The organism is Stenotrophomonas sp. Steno-C18, assembly GCF_056393195.1.
The window spans coordinates 568672-590099 of record NZ_JBWJOX010000002.1 but is presented as its reverse complement, the minus strand read 5'-3'; the positions used below and the strand labels follow the sequence as shown (position 1 = coordinate 590099).

At 67.2% G+C, this 21428-nt stretch carries 21 protein-coding genes; 20 read left to right on the top strand and 1 reads right to left on the bottom strand.

What is annotated here, in order from left to right; translation table 11 throughout:
* Positions 1-160 precede the first annotated feature (160 nt).
* The 20 genes from AC06FE_RS07245 to AC06FE_RS07150 all read left to right on the top strand — a co-directional run bounded on the left by AC06FE_RS07245 (position 161) and on the right by AC06FE_RS07150 (position 20688).
* Positions 161-958 carry a ParA family protein gene (locus AC06FE_RS07245; RefSeq protein WP_132863889.1) on the top strand — a complete coding sequence of 266 codons (798 nt, stop codon included), beginning with the start codon at positions 161-163 and terminating at the stop codon, positions 956-958.
* The gene (locus AC06FE_RS07240) at positions 958-1872 is read left to right on the top strand and encodes a ParB/RepB/Spo0J family partition protein (protein WP_132863887.1); all 915 of its coding nucleotides are present in this window, start codon (positions 958-960) and stop codon (positions 1870-1872) included. The genes AC06FE_RS07245 and AC06FE_RS07240 overlap by 1 nt, the downstream gene beginning before the upstream one ends.
* A gap of 37 nt (positions 1873-1909) precedes the next feature.
* A complete protein-coding gene (locus AC06FE_RS07235) occupies positions 1910-2218 on the top strand; it encodes a helix-hairpin-helix domain-containing protein (protein ID WP_132863885.1) in 309 nt (102 codons plus the stop codon).
* Positions 2219-2350: 132 nt separating this feature from the next.
* Positions 2351-3316 (top strand): NAD-dependent epimerase/dehydratase family protein, encoded by a 966-nt coding sequence (locus AC06FE_RS07230; protein ID WP_478072652.1) that lies wholly within the window; start codon positions 2351-2353, stop codon positions 3314-3316.
* 73 nt (positions 3317-3389) lie between these two features.
* Positions 3390-4112, top strand: a complete 723-nt coding sequence (locus AC06FE_RS07225; protein WP_192287104.1) for a glycosyltransferase family 2 protein — start codon at positions 3390-3392, stop codon at positions 4110-4112.
* 2 nt (positions 4113-4114) lie between these two features.
* Positions 4115-4450, top strand: coding sequence for a lipid-A-disaccharide synthase N-terminal domain-containing protein (locus AC06FE_RS07220; RefSeq protein ID WP_425603631.1), 336 nt, complete (start codon positions 4115-4117; stop codon positions 4448-4450).
* A gap of 106 nt (positions 4451-4556) precedes the next feature.
* Positions 4557-6341, top strand: coding sequence for a DUF885 domain-containing protein (locus tag AC06FE_RS07215; protein WP_478072651.1), 1785 nt, complete (start codon positions 4557-4559; stop codon positions 6339-6341).
* Positions 6342-6556: 215 nt separating this feature from the next.
* Complete coding sequence (locus AC06FE_RS07210; RefSeq protein ID WP_313253672.1) at positions 6557-6940, top strand: hypothetical protein; 384 nt, start codon at positions 6557-6559, stop codon at positions 6938-6940.
* Positions 6941-6995: 55 nt separating this feature from the next.
* Positions 6996-8276, top strand: coding sequence for a TolC family protein (locus AC06FE_RS07205; RefSeq protein ID WP_478072650.1), 1281 nt, complete (start codon positions 6996-6998; stop codon positions 8274-8276).
* Positions 8273-9247, top strand: coding sequence for an efflux RND transporter periplasmic adaptor subunit (locus AC06FE_RS07200; protein ID WP_313253666.1), 975 nt, complete (start codon positions 8273-8275; stop codon positions 9245-9247). Before AC06FE_RS07205 ends, AC06FE_RS07200 begins: the two co-directional genes overlap by 4 nt.
* 32 nt (positions 9248-9279) lie before the next feature.
* Positions 9280-12450 carry an efflux RND transporter permease subunit gene (locus tag AC06FE_RS07195; protein WP_478072649.1) on the top strand — a complete coding sequence of 1057 codons (3171 nt, stop codon included), beginning with the start codon at positions 9280-9282 and terminating at the stop codon, positions 12448-12450.
* A gap of 143 nt (positions 12451-12593) precedes the next feature.
* Positions 12594-13043, top strand: a complete 450-nt coding sequence (locus tag AC06FE_RS07190) for a hypothetical protein (RefSeq protein ID WP_478072648.1) — start codon at positions 12594-12596, stop codon at positions 13041-13043.
* Positions 13043-14752, top strand: a complete 1710-nt coding sequence (locus AC06FE_RS07185; protein WP_478072647.1) for a hypothetical protein — start codon at positions 13043-13045, stop codon at positions 14750-14752. The genes AC06FE_RS07190 and AC06FE_RS07185 overlap by 1 nt, the downstream gene beginning before the upstream one ends.
* Before the next feature lie 202 nt (positions 14753-14954).
* A complete protein-coding gene (locus AC06FE_RS07180; RefSeq protein WP_478072646.1) occupies positions 14955-15488 on the top strand; it encodes a hypothetical protein in 534 nt (177 codons plus the stop codon).
* 2 nt (positions 15489-15490) lie between these two features.
* Positions 15491-17047 (top strand): AAA family ATPase, encoded by a 1557-nt coding sequence (locus AC06FE_RS07175; protein WP_192287095.1) that lies wholly within the window; start codon positions 15491-15493, stop codon positions 17045-17047.
* A gap of 106 nt (positions 17048-17153) precedes the next feature.
* The gene (locus AC06FE_RS07170) at positions 17154-17786 is read left to right on the top strand and encodes a cation efflux transmembrane domain-containing protein (protein WP_478072645.1); all 633 of its coding nucleotides are present in this window, start codon (positions 17154-17156) and stop codon (positions 17784-17786) included.
* A 58-nt stretch (positions 17787-17844) separates the two neighbouring features.
* Complete coding sequence (locus AC06FE_RS07165) at positions 17845-18531, top strand: hypothetical protein (protein WP_478072643.1); 687 nt, start codon at positions 17845-17847, stop codon at positions 18529-18531.
* A 212-nt stretch (positions 18532-18743) separates the two neighbouring features.
* The gene (gene rpmB / locus AC06FE_RS07160; RefSeq protein ID WP_132863867.1) at positions 18744-18980 is read left to right on the top strand and encodes a 50S ribosomal protein L28; all 237 of its coding nucleotides are present in this window, start codon (positions 18744-18746) and stop codon (positions 18978-18980) included.
* Positions 18981-18990: 10 nt separating this feature from the next.
* The gene (gene rpmG / locus AC06FE_RS07155; RefSeq protein WP_172675037.1) at positions 18991-19158 is read left to right on the top strand and encodes a 50S ribosomal protein L33; all 168 of its coding nucleotides are present in this window, start codon (positions 18991-18993) and stop codon (positions 19156-19158) included.
* A 153-nt stretch (positions 19159-19311) separates the two neighbouring features.
* The gene (locus AC06FE_RS07150) at positions 19312-20688 is read left to right on the top strand and encodes an FAD/NAD(P)-binding protein (protein ID WP_478072642.1); all 1377 of its coding nucleotides are present in this window, start codon (positions 19312-19314) and stop codon (positions 20686-20688) included.
* Between the two features lie 74 nt (positions 20689-20762).
* Here the strand turns inward: AC06FE_RS07150 and AC06FE_RS07145 are convergent, their stop codons facing one another.
* Positions 20763-21305: a hypothetical protein gene (locus tag AC06FE_RS07145; protein ID WP_313253655.1), complete on the bottom strand. Its 543-nt coding sequence runs from the start codon at positions 21303-21305 to the stop codon at positions 20763-20765.
* Positions 21306-21428 lie beyond the last annotated feature (123 nt).

Here is a 21428-nt window from a genome sequence, read left to right as displayed (position 1 = left end):
CCGCCCCGGGATCATTCCGACAACGCTCCCCCTCCCGTTGCCGCCGGCAAGGGGAGGCCGGGGAGGGGCAGCCATTGCCCCCGAAAGGCACGCCGATTTCCGCCTGCGCGCCGCTACCCCCATAATGACCAGTCCAACCCCGCCCACGAGGCTCTCCTGCATGGCTCGCATCATCGCCATCGCCAACCAGAAAGGCGGCGTCGGCAAGACCACCACGGCCGTCAATCTGGCTGCTTCCCTTGCCGCCGCACCCAAGCGTGTGTTGCTGGTCGACCTGGATTCGCAGGGCAACGCGACCATGGGCAGTGGCGTGGACAAGCGTGAAGTCGCAGCTTCCACCTGCGACCTCCTGCTCGGCGAGAACAGCGCCGTCGAAGTGCGCGTGCAGACCGCCGAGGGCTATGACCTGCTGCCCGGCAACATCGACCTGACCGCCGCGGAGATCCAGCTGATGGAGCAGGGCGAGCGCGAGCAGCGGCTCAAGCGCGCGCTGGCGCCGATCCGCGATGAATACGACTTCATCCTGATCGACTGCCCGCCGGCGCTGTCGCTGCTGACCCTCAACGCCTTGGCCGCCGCCGACTCGGTGATCGTGCCGATGCAGTGCGAGTACTACGCCCTGGAAGGCCTCAGCGCGCTGGTGCAGACCATCGATGCGCTCAAGGTCAACCTGAACCCGGCACTGGAAATCGAGGGCGTGCTGCGCACCATGTTCGACGTGCGCAACAACCTGGCCAACGCGGTGTCCGCGCAGCTCACCGAGTACTTCGGCGACCGCGTGTTCCGCACCATCGTGCCGCGCAACGTACGCCTGGCCGAGGCGCCCAGCCATGGCCAGAGCATCGTCGGCTACGACCGCAGCTCTCGTGGCGGCGTGGCCTACCTGGGCCTGGCCGGTGAGATCATCCGCCGCAACAACGAACGCAAGCAGGCCGCCCCGGCCGTGGAGACCGTCTGATGGCCGGTGCCAAGAAACGTGGCCTCGGCCGTGGACTGGATGCCCTGCTGGGCCCGAAGGGCGCCGTCACCCCGGTGACCGTGGCCGCGGTGGCCGAACCGCAACCGGGCGAGGTGCTGCGCAAGCTGCCCATCGACCAGCTGCAGCCGGGCAAGTACCAGCCGCGCCGCGACATGGACGAAGGCAAGCTGGCCGAGCTGTCCGAGTCGATCAAGGCGCAGGGCATCATCCAGCCGATCCTGGTGCGCCAGATCGAGGGCGGCAAGTACGAAATCATCGCTGGTGAACGCCGTTGGCGCGCCTCGCGCCTGGCCGGGCTGGACGATGTGCCGGTGGTGGTGCGCGAGCTGGAAGACCGCACCGTCATCGCGATGGCGCTGATCGAGAACATCCAGCGCGAAGACCTCAACCCGCTGGAAGAGGCCGAGGCGCTGGCCCGGTTGGTCAGCGAGTTCTCGCTGACCCACGCCGAAGCCGCGCAGGCCGTCGGCCGCTCGCGCGCCTCGGTGTCCAACCTGCTGCGCCTGATCGACCTGCCCATCGGCGTGCGCGTGCTGCTGGAAACCCGTCGCCTGGAAATGGGCCATGCCCGCGCGCTGCTCACGCTGGCGCCGGAACTGGCCACCAAGCTGGCCGAGGAAGCCGCCGAGCAGGGCTGGTCGGTGCGCGAGGTCGAGCACCGCGCCCAGCAGTTCGCCGCCGGCAAGGTGCCGGGCGCACGCAAGGCCAAGCCGTCGCCGACCGCGCCGCAGGCCGACATCGCCTCGCTGGAAACCGAGCTGTCCGAATCGCTGGGCACCAAGGTGGCGATCGCCCACGGCCGTGGTGGCAAGGGCAAGCTGGTCATCCATTACACCGACCTGGACACGCTGGAGGGCGTGCTCGAGCGGTTGCGTCGCCGTCAGCAGGGCTGACGGCCACCCTTCATCCCCCTGAGGTGAACGCAAGGCAATGAACCCCACCAAGGTCGACCGCAATCATCTGTTGCGTCTGACCGACCTGCCGAATGTCGGGCCGGCCTGTGAGAAAGATCTCCGTCTGATTGGAATCCGTGTCCCGGCGCACCTGCGCGGGCGTGATCCCTACGACATGTATGCCCAGCTGTGCCTGAAGACCGGCGTGGTGCACGACCCCTGCGTGATCGATGTGTTCCTGTCCATCGTGCGCTTCATGGCGGGGGATTCTCCGCAGCCCTGGTGGGCCTACAGCAAGGAACGCAAGGAAACCCTGGCCAGGGAAGCACCGCTGACCCTGTGGTGAGGTGGCCACCGGCCTCGCGTGGGACCGGGCCGATGACAGCGCGGCACGGCGTGATGCTCCCCGGACAGGGCAGACCGGTGAAATCTGTATCGTTGGCGGCGAAAATGCCGTCATTACGTCTGGATAGTTCTGATGACCCTTCTCGTGACCGGCGCGGCCGGCTTCATTGGTGCCTACACCTGCCAGGCGCTGTCCGCCCGTGGCGAGCGGGTGATGGGGCTGGACAACTACAACGACTACTACGACCCGCAGATCAAGCGGGACAGGGTGGCCGCGCTGTGCCCGCAGGTGGACCTCCGCGCGCTGGACATCACCGACCGCGACGGCCTGGCCGCATTGTTCGATGAAGTGCAGCCGACCCGGGTGATCCACCTGGCCGCGCAGGCCGGCGTGCGGTATTCGCTGGAAAACCCGCACGCCTACGTGCAGAGCAACCTGGTCGGCTTCGTCAACCTGCTGGAGCTGTGCCGCCACCGCGGCGTGCAGCACCTGGTGTACGCCTCCAGCAGCTCGGTCTACGGCAATTCGGCCACGCCGCCGTTCTCCGAGGACCAGCGCGTGGACCAGCCGCGCTCGCTGTACGCCGCCACCAAGGCCGCCAACGAGCTGATGGCCTACACCTACGCCCAGCTGTATGGCCTGCGCGCCACCGGGCTGCGCTTCTTCACCGTGTATGGCCCGTGGGGCCGGCCGGACATGGCGCCGCTGCTGTTCTCGCGCGCGGTGCTGGCCGGGCGCAGCATCGAGGTGTTCAATGATGGCCACATGCGCCGCGACTTCACACATGTTTCCGACATCGTCACCGGTATCCTCGGGGCGCTGTCGCATCCCAGTGCCGAGGCCACGCCGCATCAGGTGTTCAACCTCGGCAACCACACACCGGTGGAGCTGGAGCACTTCATCGACGTGATCGCCTCGGCCGCCGGCCGGCCGGCCAACAAGGTCTACAAGCCCATGCAGCCCGGCGACATGGTCCAGACCATGGCCGATACCGCGCGGGCCAGGGCGGCCTTCGGCTACGAGCCGGCCACCCCGATTGAAGTGGGCCTGCCACCGGTGGTGGAGTGGTGCCGCACCTACTTCGGACCGCGCGCCTGATTTCATCTCCCGCTAATACGGAAGCGGGAAAATGCGCGGTCTTCCTGAATACGCATTGCCAACGGATCGCGTCATGAACCAGCCTGCCCTCTCGGTGGTCGTCCCCGTCTTCAACGAGCGCGACAACGTCGCCCCGCTGGTCAACGAAATCACCGCTGCGCTGCGCGGCAAGGTGCCCTTCGAGATCGTCTACGTAGACGACAACTCCAGGGACGACAGCCTGCAGGTGCTGCAGGCGCTGAAGGCCGCCAACCCCGAGCTGCGGGTGCTGCACCACGTGCAGCAGAGCGGCCAGAGCACCGCGGTGCGGACCGGGGTCAAGGCGGCGCGCGCGCCGTGGATCGCCACCCTCGACGGCGACGGCCAGAACGACCCGGCCGACATCCCCAGGCTGCTGGCCGCGCGCGATACCGCCGAGGGCGGGGTCAAGCTGTTCGCCGGCTGGCGGGTCAACCGCCAGGACAGCGGCTCCAAGCGCTGGGCCAGCAAGTGGGCCAATGCCATCCGCGCGCGCATGCTGCGCGACGACACCCCCGACACCGGCTGCGGCATCAAGCTGTTCGACCGCGATGCCTTCCTCGACCTGCCGTACTTCGACCACATGCACCGCTACCTGCCGGCGCTGATGCAGCGCGCCGGCTGGAAGACCGTGAGCGTGCCGGTCAACCACCGCCATCGCACCGCGGGCGTGTCCAAGTACAACAACTTCGGCCGTGCCATGGTCGGCATCCGTGACCTGCGCGGCGTGGCATGGCTGATCACCCGCTCCAAACGCACGGCGGTGGAGGAGCTCTGAGCATGGATTTCATGAACCAGCCGCTGGTCTGGCTGGAGTGGACCGGCGTGCACATGTCGCCGTGGAAGCTCATCGGCCTGACCGGCGCGTTGATGTTCGGCGGACGCTGGCTGGTGCAGTTCGTCGCCTCGCGGCGCGCCGGCAAGCCGGTGATCCCGCGCCTGTTCTGGTACATGAGCGTGCTGGGCAGCCTGATGACGCTGAGCTACTTCGTGTTCTCGGCCAAGCAGGACGCGGTCGGCGTCATCCAGAACCTGTTCCCGGCCTTCACCGCGCTGTACAGCCTGCGCCTGGACATCAAGCACCGCGGCTGGAAACGGGACAAGGCAGGGCACTGACGGCGGCGCGATTCCGGCGCTTTTGCCGCCTGAATCGGTCTAGGTCGGGCGGCGGCTTCAATGCGATGATCGGGGGTGAACTGTCTTCATCCGGGGAATCCTGATCGTGAAATCACCGCTGACCGCCGCCCTCCTGCTTGCCCTCGGCCTGAGCGCCGTGCCTGCCCTTGCCGCCCAGCCTGCCGCGCCGTCCACGCTGGCGACGCAGGCGGCCGATGCCCGGTTCCAGGCGATCTACGAGAAGGAATGGGCCTGGCGGCAGACCGGCGGCGGCGAGGCCAGCGAGGACGGTGACGCCCCGGCCGACGCCACCACCCTGCCCGATGTCGGCGCGCAGGCCCAGCAGGCCCGGCTCAAGGTGTGGGACGAGGTGCTCAAGCAGCTGGAGGGCATCGACCCGGCCACGCTCTCGGCCGAGAACCAGGTCAACTACGCCATCTACAGGTACCAGGTGGAGAACCTGGCCGACGAAGTGCGCCAGGGCACCTACGAGATGCCGTTCAACTCGGACTCCTCGTTCTGGTCGAACCTGAGCTTCATGGCCCGGCGCGAGATGAAGACCGCCGCCGAGTACCGCGCCTACATCGCGCGCCTGAACGACGTGCCGCGCTACTTCGACCAGCAGATGGTCAACATGCGCGCCGGCCTGGCGCGCGGCTTCAGCGTGCCGCGCGCGGTGCTTGAAGGCCGCGACGTGTCGATCTCGACCGTGGCCGGGCTGAAGGACCCGACCCAGTCGCCGCTGTACGAACCGTTGCAGAAGATGCCGTCCAGCATCCCCGCCGCCGAGCAGGCCAGCCTGCAGGCCGATGCCCGGCAGGCCATCAGCGGCAGCGTGGTACCGGCGTTCGGCAAGCTGTTGACCTTCTTCCGCGAAGAGTACGTGCCGCAGTCGCGCACCACCCTTGCCGCCGAGAAGATGCCCGGCGGCAAGGAGTTCTACCGCCAGCAGATCCGCGAGTACACCACGCTGGACATGAGCCCGCAGGAGATCCATGCGCAGGGCCTGGCCGAGGTGAAGCGCATCCAGGGCGAGATGAACGCCATCATCGACAAGGTCGGCTTCACCGGCAAAAGCCCGGACACCCGCTTCGCCGATTTCCTCCAGTTCCTGCGTACCGACCCGCAGTTCTACGCCAAGACCCCGGACGAACTGCTGTGGCGCGCGGCGTGGATCTCCAAGCGCGTGGACGGCGTGATCGGCCGCTACATGACGCTGCCGCGCGCGCGCTTCACCATCGTGCCGGTGCCGCCGGACATCGCCCCGTTCTGGACCGCCGGCCGCGGCGGCATGGGCACCTACTGGCTCAACACCTACAACCTGCCGGCACGCCCGCTGTACAACCTGCCGGCGTTGACCCTGCATGAGTCCGACCCGGGCCACGCGCTGCAGGGCGCATTGGCCGCCGAGCAGACCGACCTGCCGGAGTTCCGTCGCAACAACTACATCTCCGCCTACGGCGAGGGCTGGGGCCTGTATACCGAGAAGCTCGGCGTGGAGATGGGCATCTACCAGACCCCGTACGAGGACTTCGGTCGGCTTACCTACGAGATGTGGCGTGCCTGCCGGCTGGTGATCGACACCGGCCTGCATCACTACGGCTGGACCCGCGAGCACGCCATCGCCTACCTGCGTGACCACACCGCGCTGAGCGAGCATGAGGTGACCACCGAGGTCGACCGCTACATCTCCTGGCCGGCGCAGGCATTGAGCTACAAGCTGGGCGAGATCACCATCGTGCGTCTGCGTGCCGAGGCCGAGCAGGCTCTGGGCAGCCGCTTCGACGTCAAGGGCTTCCACGACACCATCCTGCGCCTGGGTTCGGTGCCGCTGCCGGTGCTGGAGCAGCAGGTGCGTGCCTATATTGAGCAACGCAAGAACGCCAAGTAAGGCCGAAGCAAAGGCGCCCTCATCCGGCGCTGCGCGCCACCTTCTCCCGCTTGCGGGAGAAGGGAGGGGTTGGTCGCCCGCTGGAGCAATACCTGCAATTGCAGTACGCAAGCCCTTCTCCCGCGTGCGGGAGAAGGTGGCGCGCAGCGCCGGATGAGGGCAGCTTTTGCCCCCTGCGATTGTGTAACGGCCCCCACCACCGGTAGGCTGCGCCGATGCTGCAGTCTCTGCGCCACCGCCGCCTGTTCCTGCTGCGCCTGCTGATGCTGGCGCTGGTGGGTTTCGGCGTGTTCGGTACCTCGCTGGCCTCGGCATTGACCGACATCCACATGCTGTCGCATGCCGATATCGGCGCCGACGTGCATGAACACGACGACGCGGCGCTGGCCAAGGCGCCCGATGCCGAGGATGCCGCCAACGCGCTGTTGCATGCCCTGGTGCACTGCGTGGACTGCCACGGCCATGGCGGCGTGCTGCCGACCCTGGCGCCGGCGTGGTCGCTGTCGTTCCCGCCGGTGCAGTCCGCACCGCTGGCGCAGGTGCCGCAGTGCGCCTCGCAGCCGGCCGAGAGCCTGTTCCGTCCCCCGATAGCCGCCTGACGTCCCGGCCCATTGGCCGGCTCCCACGTCTGCAACTGCTATCTGGAGATTCCCCATGTGGATGCGCCTGGCGGCGATAGCCGCCTTTGCGCTGGTGCCGCGCGTGTACGCGCAGGCACCGGTGTCTGCTGTTCCGTTGAGCCTGGACGCGGCCATTGCCCGCGTCGCCGTTGACCACCCCGACCTGCAATTGGTCGATGCACAACGTCCCGTGCTGGAAGCACGCCGGGACGCCGCTTCGCTGCGCCCGCCGCTGCAGTTCGGCGTCGATGTCGAGAACCTGCTCGGCAGCGGCGACAACCGCGGCCTGAAGGGGCTGGAAACCACCGTCAGCCTGTCCGGCGTGCTGGAGCGCGGCGGCAAGCTCGACGCGCGCCGCCTGCTGGCGCAGTCCCACCTCGACGCCCTGGCCCCGCAGCGTGCCACCGCGCGGCTGGACTTGCTGGCAGAAACCGCCCGTCGCTACCTCGACGTGGCGCGCGCGCAGTCCGCGCTGGACATCGCCCTGACCGACATCGAGCAGCGCCGTCGTGCGGTGAATGCCGCGCGCGTGCGGTTGCAGGCCGGTGCATCACCGGAATCGGTGCTGTTCACCGCGCAGGCGATGCTGGCGCAGGCCGAGCTGGACCGCGACCGCGCCACCCAGGAGGCCGCCTCGGCGCGCCTGGCCCTGGCCGCCCTGTGGGGCGCACGCCAGGCGGGCTTCGCGTCGGTCAGTGGCGATGCCCTGCGCCTGCCGGCGGCACGTGACTTCGACGTGCTGGCCGACGAACTGCAGCGTGCACCGGAGCTGGCCGAGTTGCTGGGCGAGGAGCGCGTCCGCGATGCCCAGCTGCAGCTGGCACGTACGGCCGCGCGCCCGGACTGGAACTGGCAGGTCGGGGTGCGCAACAGCCGCGCCGACAGCGCCACGTCGCTGGTCGGGGGGTTCAGCATTCCGCTCGGCAGCGCCCGCCGCGCCGCGCCGGAAATCCGCGAAGCCGAGGCCAACCTCGCGTTGCTGCCCTATGAGCGCAAGGCGCGCCTGCAACAGCTGTACGCCACGCTGGCCGAAGCACACGGCCGCTATGCCGGTGCACGGCTGGAGGTGGAACGCCTGCAGCGCGACGTGCTGCCGCAGCTGCAGAAGGCCGAGCGCGCCGCCGAACAGGCCTGGCGTGCCGGCGCGGCCAGCTATATGGAATGGGCGCAGTTGCAGGCCATGCGCATCGAGGCGCGCCAGCGCCAGCTCGATTCGGCCATCGCCGCACAGACTGCCCTGATTGAAATCCAGCGTCTCACCGGCCAGTCGATGCTCGCCGATGACGCCACCGTTGCCCTGGAGAACGCACGATGAGCCGCACCCCGTTGATTTCCACCGCCGCACTGGTGCTGTTGGTGCTGTCGTTGAGTGCCTGCGGCGGCAAGCCCGAGGCAGCGGCGTCCGCCACCGCGCAAGAGGCCGGCCACGACGAAGCCGGCCACGCCCATGAGGAAGGCGAGGAAGAAGCCGAACGCACCACCATCAAGGCGGCGATGGCACAGCAGGCCGGCATCGTCAGCGCGCCTGCACAGTCCGGCACCGTCGCCGACGAGCATGAGGTGCAGGGCCTGCTCACGCCGGTCGACGGCCGCGTGGCGCAGGTGATGGCGCGCTTCCCCGGCCCGATCCGCGCGCTGCGGGCCAACGTGGGTGACCGCGTCAGCGCCGGCCAGGCGCTGGCCAGCATCGACAGCAACCTGAGCCTGACCACCTACGGCGTCAGTGCACCGATCAGCGGCGTGGTGCTGTCGCGGCAGGCGCAGGTCGGCGCGGTGGCGGGCGAGGGCACGCCGCTGTTCGAGATCGGCGACCTGTCCGAGTTGTGGGTGGACCTGCACATCTTCGGTGCCGACACCCAGCACATCACCGCCGGCGTGCCGGTCACCGTCACCCGCATGACCGATGGCGTCAGCCAGGCCACCACGCTCGAACGCGTGCTGCCGGGCACCGCCACCGCCAGCCAGAGCACGGTGGCACGCGCGGTCGTGCGCAACGAGGACGGCTTGTGGCGCCCGGGCGCGGCGGTGAAGGCGCGCATCGTGGTGGCGATGCAGCCGGCCGCCGTCGTGGTGCCGCTGTCGGCGCTGCAGAGCATGGATGGGCACGACGTGGTGTTCGTGCGCGAGGGCGAGACCTACACCGCGCGCGAGGTGACGCTGGGCGCGCGGGATGCCGCCAAGGTCGAGGTCAAGGATGGCCTGCGCGCCGGCGAGCAGGTCGTGGTCGAGCAGAGTTACGTGGTCAAGGCCGATATCGGCAAGGCGGGGGCGTCGCATGAACATTGATTGCCGCCAACGCATCCACGGAGGGCCGCGCCATGCTTGAGCGCATCATCCGCGCGGCCATCGCGCACCGCTGGTTGATGATGGTGCTGACGCTGGCCCTGATCGCCATCGGCAGCTGGAGCTTCACCCGCCTGCCGATCGACGCCACGCCCGACATCACCAACGTCCAGGTGCAGATCAACACCGCGGCCGAAGGCTACTCACCGCTGGAGGCCGAACAGCGCATCACCTATCCGGTGGAAACGGTGATGGCCGGCCTGCCGAAACTCGAGCAGGTGCGTTCACTGTCGCGTTACGGCCTGTCGCAGGTGACGGTGGTGTTCAAGGATGGCACCGACCTGTACTTCGCCCGCCAGCAGGTGGCCGAACGCCTGCAGCAGGTGAAATCACAGCTGCCTGAAGGGCTGGATCCGCAGCTGGGGCCGATCGCCACCGGCCTGGGTGAGATCTTCATGTACACCATCGACGCCGATCCCGAGGCGCGCAAACCGGACGGCACCGCGTACACCGCCACCGACCTGCGCACGCTGCAGGACTGGGTGGTGCGCCCACAGCTGCGCAATGTGCCGGGCGTCACCGAGGTCAACACCATCGGTGGCTACCAGCGGCAGATCCACATCACTCCGGACCCGGCCAAGCTGCGCGCGTTGGGCTTCACCCTCGACGACGTCGCCGAAGCGGTGGAGGGCAACAACCAGAACGTCGGCGCCGGCTACATCGAGCGCAACGGCCAGCAGTTCCTGGTACGCGTGCCCGGGCAGGTGAGCGGCGTGGAGGAGATCGGCAACATCGTACTGGCCCGCCGCGAAGGCGTGCCGATCCACGTGCACGACGTGGCCGAGGTCGCCGAGGGCCCGGAGCTGCGCAGCGGCGCGGCCACCCAGAACGGCCACGAGGTGGTGATGGGCACCGTGGTGATGCTGGTCGGGGCCAACAGCCGCGAGGTGGCGCAGGCCGCCGCCGCCAAGCTGGAACAGGCACAACGCAGCCTGCCCGAAGGCGTCACCGTCACCGCCAGCTATGACCGCACCGCGCTGGTGGACCGCACCATCCAGACCGTGGCCAAGAACCTGCTGGAAGGCGCGCTGCTGGTGATCGTGGTGCTGTTCCTGCTGCTCGGTCATTTCCGCGCGGCGCTGATCACCGCGGCGGTGATCCCGCTGTCGATGCTGTTCACGCTGACCGGCATGGCGCGCGGCGGCGTGTCGGCCAACCTGATGAGCCTGGGGGCGCTGGACTTCGGCCTGATCGTCGACGGCGCGGTGATCATCATCGAGAACTGCCTGCGTCGCTTCGGCGAACGCGCGCATGCCCTGGGCCGGGCGATGACGCTGGAGGAGCGCTTCGCCGAGACTGCCAGCGCCACCGCCGAGGTGATCCGCCCCAGCCTGTTCGGCTTGGGCATCATCACCGCGGTGTACCTGCCGATCTTCGCGCTCACCGGCGTGGAGGGGAAAATGTTCCACCCGATGGCGATCACCGTGGTGCTGGCCCTGACCGGCGCGATGCTGCTGGCCCTGACCTTCGTGCCCGCCGCGATCGCGTTGTTCCTGGGTGGGCGCGTGGAGGAGAAGGAGAACCGCCTGATGGCCTGGCTGCGGTGCCGTTACGAGCCGTTGCTGGACGCGGTGCTGCGGCGCGGGCGCTGGATCGTCGGTGGTGCGGCGTTGCTGGTGGTGCTGTGTGGCCTGCTGGCCACCCGGTTGGGCAGCGAGTTCGTGCCCAACCTGGACGAAGGTGACGTGGCGATGCATGCCATGCGCATTCCCGGCACCAGCCTGACCCAGTCGGTGAACATGCAGAAGCAGGTGGAAATGCGCCTGCTGCAGTTCGCCGAGGTGGACAAGGTGTTCTCCAAGATCGGTACGCCGGAGGTGGCCTCCGACCCGATGCCGCCGTCGGTGGCCGATACCTTCATCATGATGAAGCCGCGCAAGCAGTGGCCGGACCCACGCAAGCCGCGCGTGCAGCTGTTGGCCGAACTCGAAGCCGCGGTGGAGGAACTGCCGGGCAACAACTACGAGTTCACCCAGCCGATCCAGATGCGCATGAACGAGCTGATCTCCGGCGTGCGTGCCGACGTGGCGGTGATGCTGTTCGGTGACGACATGGAAACCCTGGCGCAGGTCGGCCAGCGCATCGCCGAGGTCGCCGGGAAGGTGCCGGGCGCAGCGGACGTGCGATTGGAGGAGACCAGTGGCCTGCCGTTGCTGACGGTCACGCCCGATCGCAGCGCGCTGGCCGGCTACGGGCTCAACCCGGGCCAACTGCAGGCCACCGTGTCCACCGCGGTGGGCGGGCGCGTGGCGGGGCAGTTGTTCGAGGGTGACCGCCGCTTCGACATCGTCGTGCGCCTGCCCGAGGCCCTGCGCCAGGACCCGGCTGCGCTGGCCGACCTGCCGGTGTCGCTGGAACCGGCGTTGGCGCAGGACAGCGCCGATGAGTCCAGTCGCGCCGGTGGCTGGCGCAGCGGTGACGCGCGCACCGTGCCGTTGCGTGAGCTGGCCCGCATCGAGAGCAGCGAGGGGCCGAACCAGATCAACCGCGACAACGGCAAGCGCCGCATCGTGGTCACCGCCAACGTACGCGACCGCGACCTGGGCAGTTTCGTCGCCGACCTGCAGGCGGCGGTGGATGCGCAGGTGAAGGTGCCGGCCGGCTACTGGGTGGAATACGGGGGCAGCTTCGAACAGCTGATCTCGGCCAGCCAGCGCCTGGCGGTGGTGGTACCGGTGACGCTGGTGCTGATCTTCGCGCTGCTGTTCTGGGCATTCGGCTCGGGCAAGGACGCGGCCATCGTGTTCAGCGGCGTACCGTTGGCACTGACCGGTGGCGTGCTGGCCCTGGCGCTGCGCGGCATTCCGTTGTCGATCTCGGCCGGCATCGGGTTCATCGCCCTGTCCGGCGTGGCGGTGCTCAACGGGCTGGTGATGATCAGCTTCGTGCGCCACCTGCGCGAACAGGGCCGTTCGCTGGACGTGGCGGTGCGCGAAGGCGCGCTGGGCCGCCTGCGTCCGGTGCTGATGACCGCGCTGGTCGCCTCGCTGGGCTTCGTGCCGATGGCGTTCAACGTCGGCGCCGGCTCGGAAGTGCAACGCCCGCTGGCCACGGTGGTGATCGGTGGCATCGTCTCCTCGACGTTGCTGACCCTGCTGTTGCTGCCGGTGCTGTACCGCTGGCTGCATCGCAGGACTGCCGCTTGAACAGGCATGTAAGGAATATCCCTACACGCCGGGTTGATCTTGGACGAGGTCGGCCGAGCTGGTACCGTTGCGGCTACGGTTTGTAGGGGCACGACAAGGACAGGGAGATGGTTCGAACGCTTTTGACCGGTACGGAGACTACCTTGTCGGTGACCCCGGTGGTGGACCGCTCCCGCGCCGCCCTCACGACGCTGCAATCGCCTGAAGCGCGGTTGCAGCGTCTCCGGCAGCCGCGCTCATCGACTTACCTGCAGGCCGTGGCAGGGCTGGATGCCGGTGTTCACGTGCATGATCGGAAAGCACTGGATGCCCTGAAGGCAGCGATTGAGGCCGAGCTGGGCGAGCTGGTTGATGGCGAGCAATTGATCGGCATCGTTTCGCGTTGCTATCTGGGCCAACCCTATGAGGTCCATACCCTGGCGCTGGACGGGTTGATCATTGACCACTACAAGATCGGCCAGCCCCTGCCGTTGACGCTTGAGCGGGCGCGAGCGCTTGCACTGCATCGCTCCTATGCCTGCATCGAGGTATATGCCACGCGCATGGTGGCGGTCAGTGGGTCCGGCAAAACGGCAATCATCGAGGGGGCGTAATGAGCGGAGAACGCATCATCCACCTGGCGGACCTGTCCGCCATCACCAGCAACCTGCGTGCGATCAACAACGATCTTGGCGCGTTGAGCGATCAGGTCGGCTATGTGCAGTCCAACGTCGAGGACACCCGCGAAAAGCTGGAAAAGCTGCAACAGGCGTTTGATGCCTTTGTCATCGCCGATACCAGGGCCAAGGAACTGGGCCTGGCCGAGACCCGCCATGTCAAGGTGCGTCAGGAGCTGGAATCGCGGTTCGGTCATCATGCGGATGTTCGTCGCCAGACGACCGGTATCCTGCAGGCCGCGGATGTACGGTTGGTGCGTCGTGACACGATCAATGCCGCGACCGAGCAGTTGATGCTGGCTGCGCCGGGCTATTGGCTGGCGCCGGCGCTGGTGGCATTGGCGGCCTGGTTGAGCGACAACCGCGACCTGGCAGAGCGCGGGCTGGCTGAAGCATTGCGCCGCGATGACGAGAAGACCAGCCTGCTGTTTGCACTGGTGTGTCGTCGCGCTGGCCGTATTGCTGCTGCGCAGCAGTGGATGGATCGCTACATGGCGCAGCAGAATCCGATGCTCCTGGATCGCCAGACCGTCGTGTTGATCGATGCCATCGCCGGCGGCGTGTTCGGGCTGGAGACGGCGCAGGGGTGCCTCAAGCGCACTGCTGGCTGGATCGACGAGTTATCCCAGCGTGCGGGTTTTGTCGAGGAGCAGCGGGCGCAGTGGGTCGATGCGTTGCGGTCGAAGATGCCAAACGGGGACGACAGTGCGCGCTTTCCCAACCTGGGCAGGCATAGCCCGACGTGGCCGGCCTTGCAGGATGCCCTCAACGGCTGCGGGCTGCATGCGGTGGTCACCGATCACTTCGAGGGTGTTTTCGCGGGGCCAGCCAGGGCGACGGCTAGTCTGGCTGCGGATGTAGACCGCCTGCTCGAAAAGCTGACTTCGCATTTCGACGATGAGGAGCTCCCGCTGCGCCGCGAGGAGGAAATGTGCCGGTTGATCATCTCCGAAGGTGGTGACCGCCCGGCCGCACAGAAGCGCTACGACCTCCAGCAGACGCTGGATGAGCAGGTCAGCTTCACCCAGCTGCTGACCAACTCGGCGATGCATCCGGAGACGAGCCATGCATCGCGGGCCACGCAGCGTTTTGCCACGGCATTGTCGCGTAGCTGGATCCTTGATGCGCACCAGGACCTGACGGCGCAGATCCGTGCGCATGTGCCGGGCGATATCACGATCAGTATCAGTGGCTGGACCGGCATCACCCGCGATGGTGGGAACCAGCGTGAGCTGGAGGCATCGCTGGGTGGGCATCTGGAGGCGCAACTGCAGGCGGCCTTGGCGAAAGTGAAGCTGGGCGTGTTGCATTGGTTGGGCCTGGCTTTGGCGATCCTGCTGATCGTGGCCGGATTCGGTTCGCTGGTCGCCATGGCAATGGGTGCGGGTCTGCTGCTGTGGGTCGGGGTCAGTTACAAGAACCTCGATGGCGTGCGCGCCAAGCTGCGCAGCCAGTTCGACCAGGCACGCGTGCAGTCGCTGCAGGTCCTGAAGGCGTGCCTGGCCGAGGTGGTGGAAGTCCGGCGCGAGCTCGACCGACGTGACGCCCAGTCCGAATCGCTGATTGCTTTGCTGGAGTCGGCAAGCCCCGACCAGTTCGCTTTGGGCGGCCACGATGCCGCCCGTCGGGTACTGGCAACTGCCTGAGGAGGCACGCATGACACGTCAATTGATTGATTCGCCGATGCCACCGCCGTTGCCTGCCCAGACGGTGGGGCCAGCAGCGCCGTCGTCACCTGAAAGCGGCGAGGTTGCATCTGCCCAAGTGGTTTCAGAAGCATTGGCCGGCGCTCTGCCAGGTTGGGACCTGCTTCCCGGCAATGGCTTCGTCCGCCGTCGACGCTGAGTCATGGTCGTGGTTATCCCGCGTGTCTATGCAGACTGGAGCAGCGCCCTGGAGCGCTTTGCCCAGGGCGGCGACGACGAGTCAGTGCTGCATGCCATGCGCCAGGGGCAATTGGACTGGACGCCGGGTGTGGCGACGTTGTTCAGTGAGCGCATAAATGAGGTATTCGACCAGCGCCTGAAGGCGCTGGGCTCCCGCCTCGATCGCAGTTTCAAGTACTGTCGCGATGAGGTTGACGTCGTGCGTGCGCTGCTGGATGCACGGCGCCAACTGACCGTGCTCCACTGGCTGGCAAGCCTGGAGGTGCTGCCGGAAGTGTTGCGCAGTCATCTGCAGGAATTGCTGCAGAAAGCGGCGCAAGCAATGCAACAGTCCCTGGAGGATGGTGCGCGCAGCCAACGCTCGGATGCGCTGCTGCGAACGCTGCGCCAGCAGGACCTGTGTCATTTCCAGGCTGCAATGCCCGTGCCGGTTCCCGCTGCCGGAGAACCTCCTCCTTCATCAGTGCCATCCAAACGGCGCTCATTCCTGGTTTGACGATGACCGACGCAAGTGAATTCAAGGCAACACTGACGCGCTACCTCAAGGCCCGGGTTCCGTTCATATCGATCCGCAGCACAGAGCGCGCCCGTGTTCTGGACATCCTGCGCGAAGTTGCCGGCAGCCTCAATGCGCCGTTCTTCGTGCATACCCTGTCCCAGGGAACGCGCGAGTTGGCCAGTGGTCGCGTGGTGAACGAGGATCGTTCGGTCATTGGCGCGGTGGACTTCGCCAGCCAGCAGATGACCCAGCGGCAGAACCTGAGTTTCGTGCTCACCGAGGTCTCGGACCTTGAGGATGACACCGCTTCGTCACGTCAGCTGATCGACGTGGTGATGTTGGCGGCCGACCACGGTGGCTCGTTGGTGGTGGTCACCAGCAAGCCTATCTTCGGGCAGCTGCAGAGGCTGGGTATGTCGGTGCAGTTGTCTGCGCCGAATGAGGATGAGATGGCGGCGATCATCCGCGAGCAGATCGACCCCTACCGCAGCCAGTTCCCGATCGAGTGGGATGAGCAGGACGTGTCGCGTGCTGCTGCGATCCTGGCCGGTGTATCGCGTCTTGAGGCCGAAAACATCATTGCCACGCTGTTGGTCAATGGTCGCATTGCCAAGGCCGACATGGTCGAGCTGATGTCGGCCAAGGATCGGATCTTCGCCGACATCAGTGGTATCGAGCGCGTTTCGGTGCGCAGCGCCGAGATGACGGTGGGCGGACTGGGCGGGCTCAAGGCCTGGCTGCAGCGCGAACGCCCGCTGCTCACGGCGGACCTGCGCGAGCGCGGCATACGTCCGCCACGCGGTGTGCTGTTGGTGGGCGTGCCTGGATGCGGCAAGTCACTTTCCGCCAAGGCGATCGCGCATGACTGGCAGCTTCCGTTGTATCGGCTTGACCTGTCGACCATCCATGGTCAGTACCTGGGCCAAAGCGAAGGGCGGCTGAAGGAGGCGCTGGCCACCGCCGACCACGTGGCGCCCTGCGTGCTCTGGATTGACGAGATCGAGAAGGGTCTGGCCGGTGCGACCGGTGGTGGTGACGGTGGGACTTCGACGCGTCTGGTAGGGCAGTTCCTCTACTGGTTGCAGGAGGCGCGCACGCGCGTGTTCGTGGTGGCGACGGCCAACGACGTGTCCCGGTTGCCGCCTGAGCTGTTGCGTCGTGGACGCTTCGACGAACTGTTCTTCGTCGACTTGCCGACCGCGGAGGAGCGCAGGGACATCATCGGCATCTATGCCCGACGCGGGCTGCCGGATGGGGTGCTGGATGCGTCGTTGCTGAACGAACTGGTGGAGTTGTCCGAAGGCTTTGCTGGCTCGGATCTGGAATCGGCGGTGAGGGAGGTCGTCAAGGAGGCCTACCTGCACGGGGATGGCGTGGTGAATCCGGAGTTGTTCCGACGCAGCTTCCACAACGTGGTGCCACTCTCGCGAACCGCGCCGGAACAGATCGAGGGAATCCGGGCATGGGGCAGGGAGCGAGCGGTTCCCGCTTCCGGCGAGCCGATTGCATCGGGTGCCGCGCAAGCCGGGAGACCGCGTCGGGCCGTGTTGGCCTGAGAGCGGGGTGATAGTGGATCGCGGCCGAGTACCTCGGCGAGGTCCTGGCCAGATGCATCCGGCCATGCTCGGCGTGATAATGGCGACGACGGATAATGGTGTCCCCATGAGCGAGTGTTGCGGCTGCGGCAAAACCCTGGAAGTCGAACGCATGCAGGCCCGCCAACGGCGGGTGCTGGTGCAGGTGCTGGTCATCAACCTGCTGACCTTCGTGATGATGATGGCCGCGGCCTGGCACAGCGGCTCGGCCTCATTGCTGTCCGGCAGCCTGGACAATCTCGGCGACGCGCTGACCTATGCGCTGAGCCTGGCGGTGGTCGGCGCCAGCCTCGCCGCCAAGGCGCGCGTGGCCCTGCTCAAGGCGGTGTTCATCCTGTGCGCGGCCATCGCGGTGGCCGTGGGCATCGGCTGGAAGCTGGCCCATCCGCACCTGCCGCTGTTCGAAAGCATGGGCATCGCCGCGCTGCTGAATCTGGTCGCCAACCTGCTGTGCCTGCGCCTGCTGTGGCCGTACCGACAGGGCGACATCAACCTGGCCTCGGCCTGGGCGTGTTCGCTGAACGATGTGTACGAAGGCAGTGCCGTGATCCTGGCCGCGCTGGCGGTGTGGGCGTTCGGTGCCGGTTGGCCGGACCTGCTGATCGCCGTGGCCTTGCTGCTGCTGTTCCTGCGCTCGGCTTGGAAGGTGGCGCGGGCAGTATGGCGTGAGCTGCGTGGCGCGCAGGCACGTGCGGCCTGACTTGATGTGCGTGCGCCGGGCTGGCTAGAGTCGGGAGGTACATTCAGGGAGCGGGCCCATGCGTATGCACCATCTTGCCGTGCCGGTTCTGTTGTCGCTGTGTGGCCCGGCCGCCGCGCAGGACAGCCCCATCTACATCGAGTTCCTGTGGTCCAGGACGCCGGCTGACGCGATTGCCCGCCAGCAGACGCGGCAGTTCGTCATGACGGGCGATCACCAGCACCAGATCTGCGTGGCCGCCAATGCCACGACCGACGATGTCGGCGGCCTGCAGCTGGAGCTGCGCGATGCCGACGGCAAGCAGGTGTCCCTGCACCGCTATGACGACTACCGCGGTGCCAAACGGTGCTACCGGGCCGACCTGGGCATCGGTGGCAGGCCGGGAGACTGGACGGCGCATGTCCTCCTCGGTGACGGCGGCACCAACACCGCGACGATCCGCGTCGATCCAAGCCTGGAGGACTCGCCGTTGTTCCAGGAGCGTGGCATTCCCTACGTCGCCGGCCGCCCGAACTACGATGCCTCGATCCCGCCGGAACAATGGTCGGGCCGGCTGGTCTGGGCGATGGACGTCGACCCGCAAGGCAAGGTCACCCATGTGGAGGTGGAAGTGGCCGAGGGCGTGGGTGAACGCCTGCGTGACCGCGCCATCGCCGCCGGCTACCTGAGCCTGTTCCCGCCGGACCCGGGCCGGGCCGGCACGCCGCTGCGCTGGCGCCGCACGCTGGACTTCGCCCCCCAGTAGGCCCCGCTGCGGCCGGTGATTTGCACTCGGGGACTTCGCGCGGCATAATTACCGGCTCGCTGTGTCCGGAAACCTCCGGATTGGTGGTCGGGAACGTGTCATTCGCCCACCCTTGTCAGCGTAACCCTTTGATTCCCATGACACGTGGCGGGCAACCGCCGGGGCCGCCGTCTTCCTGGCTAAGGAAGTCACCAACATTACCGAGGTGCGCAATGTCCCGCGTATGCCAAGTTTCCGGCAAGCGAGTGCAGACGGGTAACAACGTCTCGCACGCCAACAACAAGACCCGTCGTCGTTTCCAGCCGAACCTGCACGAGCGTCGTTTCTGGGTCGCCAGCGAGAACCGCTGGGTCAAGCTTCGTGTTTCCGCGCATGCACTGCGCACCATCGACAAGAACGGCATCGATTCCGTTCTGGCTGAGCTGCGTGCCCGCGGCGAAAAGGTCTGAGGAGTAAACGATCATGGCAGGTAAGCGCGATAAGGTCCGTATGATTTCCTCGGCCGGCACTGGCCACTTCTACACGACCGACAAGAACAAGAAGAACACCCCGGGGAAGATGGAATTCCTGAAGTACGATCCGGTGGTGCGCAAGCACGTGATGTACAAGGAAGGCAAGATCAAGTAATCCAACCGGATTGCCTGGTCTACCGTTCCACCCAGGACCCGCCGCAAGGCGGGTTCTGTGTTTCAGGCGTGTGAAAGCCCGCCGGCGCATCGCCCATGAACACATGCCGGCAGGGCATCAGGCAGGGGGATGGCATCGCCTACAATCGGGCGGATGAGCGTTCTAGATACCCCCGGGCCGTGTGACGTGGCCATCATCGGCGGCGGTGCCGCCGGCGTCCTCACCGCCATCGGCCTGCTGCGCGGCGCGCGGTCGGCGTTGCGCATCCTGATCCTGGAGCCCTCGTTGCCACTGGCGCGCGGCGTGGCCTACGCCACGCCCTACGATGAGCACCTGCTCAACGTGCCGGCCGGCAAGATGGGCGGCTTCCCCGACCAGGTCGAGGACTTCCTCGATTACCTGATCCACACCCAGGCCTTCCCCGGGGTGGCACGCGACACGCTGGCCGCGAGCTTCGTGCCGCGCTGGCGGTACGCCGAGTACCTGCGCGCGCGCCTGCAGCAGGCCGTGGACAGCAGCGCCGCACAGCTGGAGATCCGCGCCGAGCGCGTGCTTGAGCTGGACCGTGACGGTGATGGCCTGCGCCTGGTCCTGGCCTCCGGGCAGGCGGTGCAGGCCCGGCGCGTGGTGCTGGCCTCGGGCAATGCATTGCGCCCGTTGCCGGCCCGTGGCGCTGGCTCGCTGCCCGAGGGCAAGCGCGTGGAGGCATGGGATTTCGCGGCGGTACGTGGCATCGCCGAGCATGCCGACGTGGCGATCATCGGCTCCGGCCTGAGCATGGCCGACACCGTGGTGTCGCTGCTGGCCAGCGGCCACCGCGGGCGTATCCACGTGCTGTCACGGCATGCCCTGATGCCGTTGCCACATGCCAAGGGGCCGGCCGCCGATTACGACCCGGAGCCGCTGCTGGCGATGAACCTGCGCCAGCGCCTGCATGCCCTGCGCGGGCATGCGCGCGCGGCCGCCGCGCGCGGCATCCCCTGGCAGAACGTGATGGAGCGGATCCGGCCGATGGGCCAGGCGCTGTGGCAGACGCTGTCCTGCGATGACCAGCGGCGCTTCCTGCGCCACGTGGTGCGCTATTGGGACATCCACCGCCACCGCATCGCCGGCTCCGTGCATGCACAGCTGGTGCAGATGCAGCAGGAAAAGCGGCTGGTGCTGCATCGCGGCCGGTTGGAGACCGCGGTCAGCGAGGGTGCCTGCGTGCGGCTGACCGCCATGGACCTGCGCCGTCATCCGTTGCCGCTGGACGTGCACTGCGTGGTCAACGCCACCGGCGTGGAGATGCGCGCCCAGGCCATGCGCAATCCCCTGCTGCAGCAATTGCTGGGCAGCGGGCTGGCGCGCCCGGGGCCGCACGGCATGGGCATCGACAGTGCGCCGGACGGCAGCCTGATCGACGCCGACGGCGCGGTCGAGCCGCGCGTGCAGGTACTGGGCAGCCTGCGCATCGGCCGGCTGTGGGAAAGCCTGGCCATTCCGGAATTGCGTGGCCAGGCGGCGCAGGCGGCTGTGGCGCTGGGCTGAACCGTCACCCCTGCGGGGCAGGGAATGATTGGCGGGGGAATGAAGAGGGGCGCCGTTGGCGCCCCTCTGTTGTTTCAGGACTTCCCCTGGCCGCCGCCAGCGGGGGGCGGTTCGGATCCGCCGGTGTTGGGTGCCTTGGGGGGATTCATCGAGCGGAATGATGGCTCGAAGCGTTCGCCTCCGCGAACCGGCTGGTCCCGGTTCATCAGGGCAAGGCGTCGATTGTCGACATGCGCCCACGACCATTCACCGCGCGGGATGCTCTGCGAGGAGACGTAAGTGAACTGGACGGCCTGGCTGCCGTCTTCGGCGGTCAGTGTGGTCAAGGCCATGTTGGCAATGAACTGACTGCTGATTGCGCGGCCGTCCTTGTTGTTGGCGGGAGCAGTGACGATTTCCTGCAGGTTGTCCTCCAGCAGGCGGTTCAGCCTGGGAGAAAGGCGAAAGGCGGGATTGACGCCGGATACGCGGCCTTTGGCATCCACCTTGACCAAGACAGGAAGCACCTGGCGGTGATCGACATCCTGTACGGACGGGGAGGCCGACTCTGCGAGTGCCGCGCCATGAACAGCCATCAGCGCGAGCGTGCCCGCGAGTGCATTGATCATCTTTCCCATGATCCTTCTCCTGAAAGTTGACTTACCGCTGATCCATGCAGTGCAACTACCGTAATGCCGATGACACTCTATTGGGGTGCCGGTTGCACTGTCAAATGACGCACCAAGGCCGTGAGAGCTTCC

What these genes read in the sequence shown, in the direction of transcription:
- AC06FE_RS07165 (WP_478072643.1), top strand. Translation starts at nt 17,845, where the DNA reads ATGCGTATGCACCATCTTGCCGTGCCGGTTCTGTTGTCGCTGTGTGGC.
- AC06FE_RS07195 (WP_478072649.1), top strand. Translation starts at nt 9,280, where the DNA reads ATGCTTGAGCGCATCATCCGCGCGGCCATCGCGCACCGCTGGTTGATG.
- AC06FE_RS07205 (WP_478072650.1), top strand. Translation starts at nt 6,996, where the DNA reads ATGTGGATGCGCCTGGCGGCGATAGCCGCCTTTGCGCTGGTGCCGCGC.
- AC06FE_RS07220 (WP_425603631.1), top strand. Translation starts at nt 4,115, where the DNA reads ATGGATTTCATGAACCAGCCGCTGGTCTGGCTGGAGTGGACCGGCGTG.
- AC06FE_RS07240 (WP_132863887.1), top strand. Translation starts at nt 958, where the DNA reads ATGGCCGGTGCCAAGAAACGTGGCCTCGGCCGTGGACTGGATGCCCTG.
- AC06FE_RS07210 (WP_313253672.1), top strand. Translation starts at nt 6,557, where the DNA reads ATGCTGCAGTCTCTGCGCCACCGCCGCCTGTTCCTGCTGCGCCTGCTG.
- AC06FE_RS07180 (WP_478072646.1), top strand. Translation starts at nt 14,955, where the DNA reads ATGGTCGTGGTTATCCCGCGTGTCTATGCAGACTGGAGCAGCGCCCTG.
- AC06FE_RS07185 (WP_478072647.1), top strand. Translation starts at nt 13,043, where the DNA reads ATGAGCGGAGAACGCATCATCCACCTGGCGGACCTGTCCGCCATCACC.
- AC06FE_RS07230 (WP_478072652.1), top strand. Translation starts at nt 2,351, where the DNA reads ATGACCCTTCTCGTGACCGGCGCGGCCGGCTTCATTGGTGCCTACACC.
- AC06FE_RS07150 (WP_478072642.1), top strand. Translation starts at nt 19,312, where the DNA reads ATGAGCGTTCTAGATACCCCCGGGCCGTGTGACGTGGCCATCATCGGC.
- rpmB (WP_132863867.1), top strand. Translation starts at nt 18,744, where the DNA reads ATGTCCCGCGTATGCCAAGTTTCCGGCAAGCGAGTGCAGACGGGTAAC.
- AC06FE_RS07200 (WP_313253666.1), top strand. Translation starts at nt 8,273, where the DNA reads ATGAGCCGCACCCCGTTGATTTCCACCGCCGCACTGGTGCTGTTGGTG.
- AC06FE_RS07145 (WP_313253655.1), bottom strand. Translation starts at nt 21,305, where the DNA reads ATGGGAAAGATGATCAATGCACTCGCGGGCACGCTCGCGCTGATGGCT.
- AC06FE_RS07175 (WP_192287095.1), top strand. Translation starts at nt 15,491, where the DNA reads ATGACCGACGCAAGTGAATTCAAGGCAACACTGACGCGCTACCTCAAG.
- AC06FE_RS07235 (WP_132863885.1), top strand. Translation starts at nt 1,910, where the DNA reads ATGAACCCCACCAAGGTCGACCGCAATCATCTGTTGCGTCTGACCGAC.
- AC06FE_RS07170 (WP_478072645.1), top strand. Translation starts at nt 17,154, where the DNA reads ATGAGCGAGTGTTGCGGCTGCGGCAAAACCCTGGAAGTCGAACGCATG.
- AC06FE_RS07225 (WP_192287104.1), top strand. Translation starts at nt 3,390, where the DNA reads ATGAACCAGCCTGCCCTCTCGGTGGTCGTCCCCGTCTTCAACGAGCGC.
- AC06FE_RS07245 (WP_132863889.1), top strand. Translation starts at nt 161, where the DNA reads ATGGCTCGCATCATCGCCATCGCCAACCAGAAAGGCGGCGTCGGCAAG.